The 6,419-nt window shown below is 62.8% G+C and carries 7 protein-coding genes; 4 read left to right on the forward strand and 3 right to left on the reverse strand.

All coding sequences use genetic code 11. From position 1 onward, the window contains the following. The first annotated feature begins 620 nt into the window (after positions 1-620). From E6K79_04265 to E6K79_04280, 4 genes are all read left to right on the forward strand, one after another. Complete coding sequence (locus E6K79_04265; GenBank protein ID TMQ65715.1) at positions 621-2,321, forward strand: DUF5123 domain-containing protein; 1,701 nt, start codon at positions 621-623, stop codon at positions 2,319-2,321. Positions 2,322-2,408: 87 nt separating this feature from the next. Further along, positions 2,409-3,326, forward strand: a complete 918-nt coding sequence (locus E6K79_04270; GenBank protein ID TMQ65716.1) for a hypothetical protein — start codon at positions 2,409-2,411, stop codon at positions 3,324-3,326. A gap of 40 nt (positions 3,327-3,366) precedes the next feature. Further along, a complete protein-coding gene (locus E6K79_04275) occupies positions 3,367-4,035 on the forward strand; it encodes a deaminase (protein ID TMQ65717.1) in 669 nt (222 codons plus the stop codon). A gap of 70 nt (positions 4,036-4,105) precedes the next feature. After that, a complete protein-coding gene (locus E6K79_04280) occupies positions 4,106-4,501 on the forward strand; it encodes a hypothetical protein (GenBank protein ID TMQ65718.1) in 396 nt (131 codons plus the stop codon). Positions 4,502-4,575: 74 nt separating this feature from the next. Here E6K79_04280 and E6K79_04285 read toward each other — a convergent pair whose 3' ends face one another. The 3 genes from E6K79_04285 to E6K79_04295 form a co-directional block, all read right to left on the reverse strand. Further along, the gene (locus E6K79_04285) at positions 4,576-5,112 is read right to left on the reverse strand and encodes a deaminase (protein TMQ65719.1); all 537 of its coding nucleotides are present in this window, start codon (positions 5,110-5,112) and stop codon (positions 4,576-4,578) included. Between the two features lie 147 nt (positions 5,113-5,259). Further along, positions 5,260-5,730, reverse strand: a complete 471-nt coding sequence (locus tag E6K79_04290) for a hypothetical protein (protein TMQ65720.1) — start codon at positions 5,728-5,730, stop codon at positions 5,260-5,262. Positions 5,731-5,953: 223 nt separating this feature from the next. Further along, on the reverse strand, positions 5,954-6,419 hold a 466-nt coding region (locus E6K79_04295; protein ID TMQ65721.1), incomplete at its 5' end, for an AraC family transcriptional regulator.

Raw genomic sequence — 6,419 nt, forward strand, 5'->3', positions numbered from 1 at the left:
GGTCGTGGTCAACAACACCACCTATCAAGGCACCGGCGGTGAGATCGAGCTGCAGTACAACTGCGACGGGATCACCATCAAGAACAACATCCTCTACGCCAATACCGGCCAGCCTTACATCTCCAACGCCGGAGGCAACAACACCAACGTCATGGTGGGAAACAACGTCTACTTCGGCGCCAGCAATACGTCGCCGGGGCCCTACCCGGACGCGAGCGCGCGGTTCGTGAATCCTCTCCTGGTCACCCCACTCACCGATCTACACCTGCAGGCGGGTTCGCCCGCCATCAACGCGGGAATCAACCTGGGTAACGATGCCCAGGGCCAACCCCTTTCAGGCGCCTCGGACATCGACGGAAGGCCCCGTGTGCAGGGAAGTGTCATCGATATCGGCGCCCACGAATTTCTCAGCGGCGGGTCGGACACCGTGCCCCCGTCTCCTATCGCCGATCTCCACCGCTGACAGGCGGCGCCCAAGACCCGCTCGACACCGAGCAGTCGTAGTCCCAAATTCCCTCAGCAAATTTACCTTGGGATTTTCCTGAGGGAGTGGTACGTTCCGCGCCCCGCGATTGGGGCGTCTCGGGTGGCCACTCTACTTTGACCACTGGAGACATCGTATGGGACTACCAATCGTCGTGGTGCATTTCCTCCGCCGCTGCCGGCTCGCAACCTTCCTCAGTGTCTTGTTCCTACCGGGAATTGTCTCTGCACGGGAAATCATTGTGGCGCCTTCGGGCGGGGACTTCGCCACGATCGCGGCGGGCGTCGGCGCCGCCCAGGCCGGCGACACCGTCACCGTGCGTGCCGGGATCTACAACGGGGCCGTCTCGTTCGGCCGCAGCGGCTCGGCCGCCGCCTTCATCACGCTGCGGGGCGATCCCGGAGCGATTCTCGACGGCACCGGTGGTCCCGGACAGGGGATCACGATCAGCAGCAGAAATTACATCCGGGTCACCGGGATGACGGTGCGGAACTTCATGGGCAGCGGCACGCCCATGGGGATCAGCGTGGATGGAAGCTCGAGCTTCATCGAGCTCCGCAACAACCTCATCCACAACATCGAAAGTCCCAACGACAACGCCCACGGCATCGCCTTCTACGGCACCGCGGCCACCCCCATGACCAACATCGTCGTGGAAGGCAACGAGATCCGGAACTGCCGCCTGGGCCAAAGCGAATCATTGGTGCTGAACGGCAATGTCACCGGGTTCACCGTGGCCAAGAACCTCGTCCACGACAACGACAACATCGGGATCGACTTCATCGGATTTGAGAGCACGGGGCCCGCTGGCCAGGACCAGGCCCGCAATGGCATCTGCGTGGAGAACGTGGTCTACAACATCAGCTCCGCCACAAACCCCACGTACTTCGGGGATAGATCCGCCGACGGCATCTACGTGGACGGCGGCCGCGACATCGTCATCGAGCGCAACAAGGTCGACAACTGCGACATCGGCGTCGAGGTCGCGAGCGAGCACCTCGGCAAAACGACCAGCAACATCACCGTGCGCAACAATTTCATCTCGCGCGGCTACCAGGGCAACGTCCTCATGGGAGGTTACGACGCGAGCCGAGGCAACGCGCAGAACGTGGTCGTGGTCAACAACACCACCTATCAAGGCACCGGCGGTGAGATCGTGCTGCAGTACAACTGCGACGGGATCACCATCAAGAACAACATCCTCGACGCCAAGGCCGGCCAGCCTTACATCTTCAACGGCGGAGGCAACAACACCAACGTCACGGTGGGGAATAACGTATATTTCGGCGCCAGCAGCACGTCGCCGGGGTCCTACCCGGACGCGAGCGCGCGGTTCGTGAATCCTCTCCTGGTCACCCCACTCACCGATCTACACCTGCAGGCGGGTTCGCCCGCCATCGACGCGGGAATCAACCTGGGTAACGATGCCCAGGGCCAGCCCCTTTCAGGCGTCTCGAGCATTGATGGAACCCCGCGCGTCCATGGAAGCGCCATCGATATCGGCGCCGACGAGTTTGGCGCGGTGGCGGCAGTGGGCGGGTCGAATTCTCCGCCCTCCCCGAATCTAATGGCCCATGCTCGGCCCAATCCCTTCAATCCGCTCACGACCATTGTCTACACCGTGGCGACGGAGGGTCGTGTTTCGCTCCGCATTTTCGACGCGTCAGGGAGGCTCGTTCGAACCCTGGCGGATGTGATCCGCCGGCCGGGGCAATTCACCGCCAGTTGGGACGGTAAGACAGATGGCGGCACCCCATCCGCCAGCGGTGCGTACTTTCTACAGGCGCGCTTCGCCGACGGGACCAAGGCACAACAGAAGGTCACCCTAGCGCGATAGAGCGGCGCTCTCTAATTCCCGGTTCCGGGCCGTCTACCCACGGAATGAGTGTCCTCACTGACGACAGCTGCGAGCCGGTGGAGGCGTATGTTCGATCGATTCCAGATCGTGATGGGCCTCGTGGCGGGAGGCGTGGTCCTGCTGGTCCTGCCCCTGTCCGCCCGCGCTTCCGAGCCCTCGCACGCGGCCGTCGTGCGTGTCGTTCTCACCGATGGCGACACGCTTCGTGCCGCGTCCGTTCGCCCTGCCCCGTTCGACATGGTCGCCGTCGAGATTCCCGATTCCAAGATCCGCTATCTCGCGTCGAACAAGGTCCGGGCCGTGCTGGATTCGCGGGGCGTCGATCGCACAGCTGCGGTGCTGGAGCACAGAGAGACCGTTCCATCCCCTTACGATCCGGAGCCGAACGGGCCTCCGGGCGAAGATCGGCCGATCCGGCGGCCCATACCCGCACTGACGTGGCGGGGACGCCCGCTCGCGGAGACCCGGTCCTTCATGATCACGGAATTCGGCGTGCTCGCGCGGATCGACGACTATCCCTACATCGGCGGCGACTCGCGCACCGCGATCTCGTTCGATCTGGGCTGGATGAAGAACATCTCCGAGCGCGGCGCGGTTGGGTTCAGCGGATATGCCCTGGTCTCCGATCCGACGACGAGGTTGGGCATTCGGGCGCGCTACCGGCGATGGCTCTCCCGGAAGACGTCGATCGACATTTCGCCTGGAGTGTTGCTCGGCGGAGAGGACAGCGGAATCGAGTACGACCCGCCGGGGTTCGTTTTGGGGGCCACGCTGAACGCGGGAGACCTCGTGGCCCTGACGGTCGACGCGGAGTATGCCAGGAACCTTGACCTCGTCCACGATACGCCCCCATTTCAGTGGGAGAAGCGGACCGACGTCGCATGGCGCGCCGGCGCCAAGCTCGGCTCGGGCCTCGGACTTCTGGGAGCCGCCGGTCTCTTCGGTCTCATCCTCGCCATCGGCCTGAGCGGCGGATTCGATTGACCGGTCCGTTCGTCCTAGGTTCAAACAAGGAGAGTGACCCATGCGGAAGATAATCGTGGGCGCCTTCGTTTCCATGGATGGCGTCATGCAAGCGCCCGGCGGTCCGACCGAGGATCCGACCAAGGGCTTCAGGTTTGGCGGCTGGGAGATGCCCTATTTCGGTCAAGATTCTCGCGAAGAGCTCGACCGCGTCTTCAAGGAGAAGTTCGATCTCCTCCTCGGCCGCAAGACCTATGAGATTTTCGCCGCGTACTGGCCCTACTACGGACATGCGCCCCACGGCGGCATCGCCAAACTGTTCAACGAGATCAAGAAGTACACGGTTTCGCGCTCGGGCCAAGTCGATACGAGCTGGCAGGGCTCGGTGCTACTCCGCGACATCGCCGACGTGAAGCGTCTGAAGCAAGAGGACGGCCCTAACCTCGTCACACAGGGCAGTACCGAACTCGTGCACGCACTGCTCGCCAACGATCTGGTCGACGCGATGAGCATTTTTACGGTGCCGGTCGTTCTCGGCGGCGGCAAGAAGCTGTTCGCGGACGGCTCGGCGCCGCATTCGTTCAAGCTGGCGAGCTCGCGCGTTTCGTCCGCCGGTGTCCTTATCGGCCACTACGAGCGCGGCGGTGAGATCAAGATCGTCGACGGCGCGCTCGATTCACCCAGCAAACGTGAGATCGCCCGTCAGGAGCGGATAAAGCGCGAAGGCTAGCCGAGCTAAGTTACAATGCGACAATGCGCGGAGTGATGGTCGACCAGTCACCGTCGGAGGATCGTCAGCCATGAGCAACGTCCACCTGGTCCTGGTCGGCGATGAGAACAGCTTCAAGGTGTGTGCGGCCTTTCACATCTCGGAGCATGCGAAGACCTACGCCAACGGTTTCAAACACCACCAGGCCCGTGTGTGGGTTCATGAGTTGGCCCTTGGGGTCAGCCAGGATTTCCGAATAGGCGACAAACCATTCACTGTGAGGTTCAACCGGAAGGGCGAGTGCGTTGCTGTCGTGGAAAACCCTCCCTTGGAGGACTTCCTCTGGGATTCTCAGCCGCACCGAATTTCCGAGGACGGATCCAGTGTGGAGGTATACCGGTGGGCGCCGGGCCCTAAGTTTGCCAAGGAAGAGGCCGAGGCCAGACTGCGCTTTGCGCCCCTGGCCTCGTGGGTAGAGCGTCCTTGAAACTCGTGTCCTTGCGACGACGAGCGCGGAGGGGTGGCCGAGTGGTTTCACGTCCGCTTCGTGAATAGATGCCGCTAACGGACAACGCGATAGTCGACGAGCAGATAGCCAGTCGGTGAGGTCTTGCTTCGGATCGATTCGAGCTGAATCGATGGCAAGCCGTCGAGGAGTCGTCGTCCGCGGCCCGCGATCCTCGGTGCGATCACGAGCCTGAGTTCGTCGACGACGTCGGCGGCGAGCAGCGCCTGCGCGACCGAGATACTTGCGTGGACGCCGACGTCGCCTCCGCGCTGCTGCTTGAGATCCCGAACGAATTCGACCAGCCCGCCGTCGAGCACCGTCGCATTGGCCCAATCTCGGTCAAGGGGCTTGGATGTCGCGACATACTTCGTGACCCCGTTGATGAATGTCGCGAATGGCTGGATCTGGCTGCTCGGCCAGAACTGCGCCCACTCGGTGTAGCTACGGCGGCCGAGGATGACCGCGTCCTGTGTCGCGATCACTGCGGCGAGGTTGGCCTCCATCGCGTCGTCCCAGTCGGCGAAGAACCTATCTGGGTCCTCGGCAACCCCGTCGAGGGACAACAACTCGTACACGACGATCTTTCGCACGCCCTATACCTCCGATTGGTCTCGATGCGACTACCTTCCGGCGTTGCCGGGGGGTAGGTTTCGCCCGGTCGTGGCGGCGTCAATAAAACAGGGCCACCTCTCGAGAGGTGGCCCTGTCCTGGTTCCCGGCCCCTTTGGAACGATCTCTTATTGGTGGAGGTAGAGCGTGACCAGGACGCTCCCTCCCACATTTGAACCGTTGTTCAAGAGCCCCGAGAGAAGCATCTGCACCGTTTTGGGGCTGTTGCCGTGCAGGTGGTCGAACAGAGGCGCCATCGCCGTTTTCGTGAAGCAGAACCTGATGTCCTGGACGCCGTTGCCGTCGGCGTCCTCTATGAGGGTCGGCTTCGTGCAGTTGTAGTTGATCGAGTTGACGGATCCGTTCCCGGGCGAGCTGAGGGTCACGGTGCACAGATTGATATCGGTGAGTTGGAAGCTGCCGTTGACCGGCTCCATCTGAATGCACCAACTCGCTGCACCGCTGGCCATGTGGATCGCGTCGTTCGGCGGAACCACGAAGACGCGCGCCGACGTTTGACTGTATGCCTGTCCCGACCACGTCAGAACGACGACGAGAAGCCCGAGGAACGCCTTCCGGATCGAATTGCGATGGATCATGGTCTCCTCCGTGAGGTTCGTGGAGCCGCCTGCCAGCCCTACCCCGATCCCTGGGGATTTGCCGTCCATAGTACACCCAACCGTTTCGTCATCCTCTCGCAATCATCTCGTCGTGGGGGAAAGGCGGCGGTCTTGAAAGCTGTCGCACGTCATCCGCCGCGAGCCTGGTTTACGTCCGCAAGGCGGTCACACTTAGGTCACAGGAAGCGACGGAATCGTTGTTCTAGCGGAGTCTGGATGGAGCGCCCTCATCATGGCCTCGCAGCCTCTCGACGTCGCGCATCGGCGGCTCACCGAAGAACCGCTTGTACTCCCGGCTGAACTGCGAGGGATCGTCGTAGCCGACCCGGTAGCCAGCGGTCGCAGCGTCTAACTCGCCGGCGACGAGTAGCCGACGGGCTTCTTGCAGCCTCAGCTGCTTCTGAAACTGCAGCGGGCTCATCGCGGTGACAGCCTTGAAGTGGTGGTGGAGGCCCGAAGTGCTCATCCCGAGCTGCCGGGCGAGGCCGGCGATACGGAGAGGCTTGTCGTAGCCCTTGCGGACGAGCTCGATCGCCTTGGCGATTCGGTGCGCGCGGCCAGCGCTCAATGCGATCTGGCGAAGGCGCCCGCCCTGCTCTCCGAGCGCAAGCCGGTACACGATCTCGCGGACCGCGAGCGGCGCGAGTGCGGTGTAGTCCCGCGGCTTT

The organism is Candidatus Eisenbacteria bacterium (assembly GCA_005893305.1).
Lineage (GTDB): Bacteria > Eisenbacteria > RBG-16-71-46 > SZUA-252 > SZUA-252 > WS-9.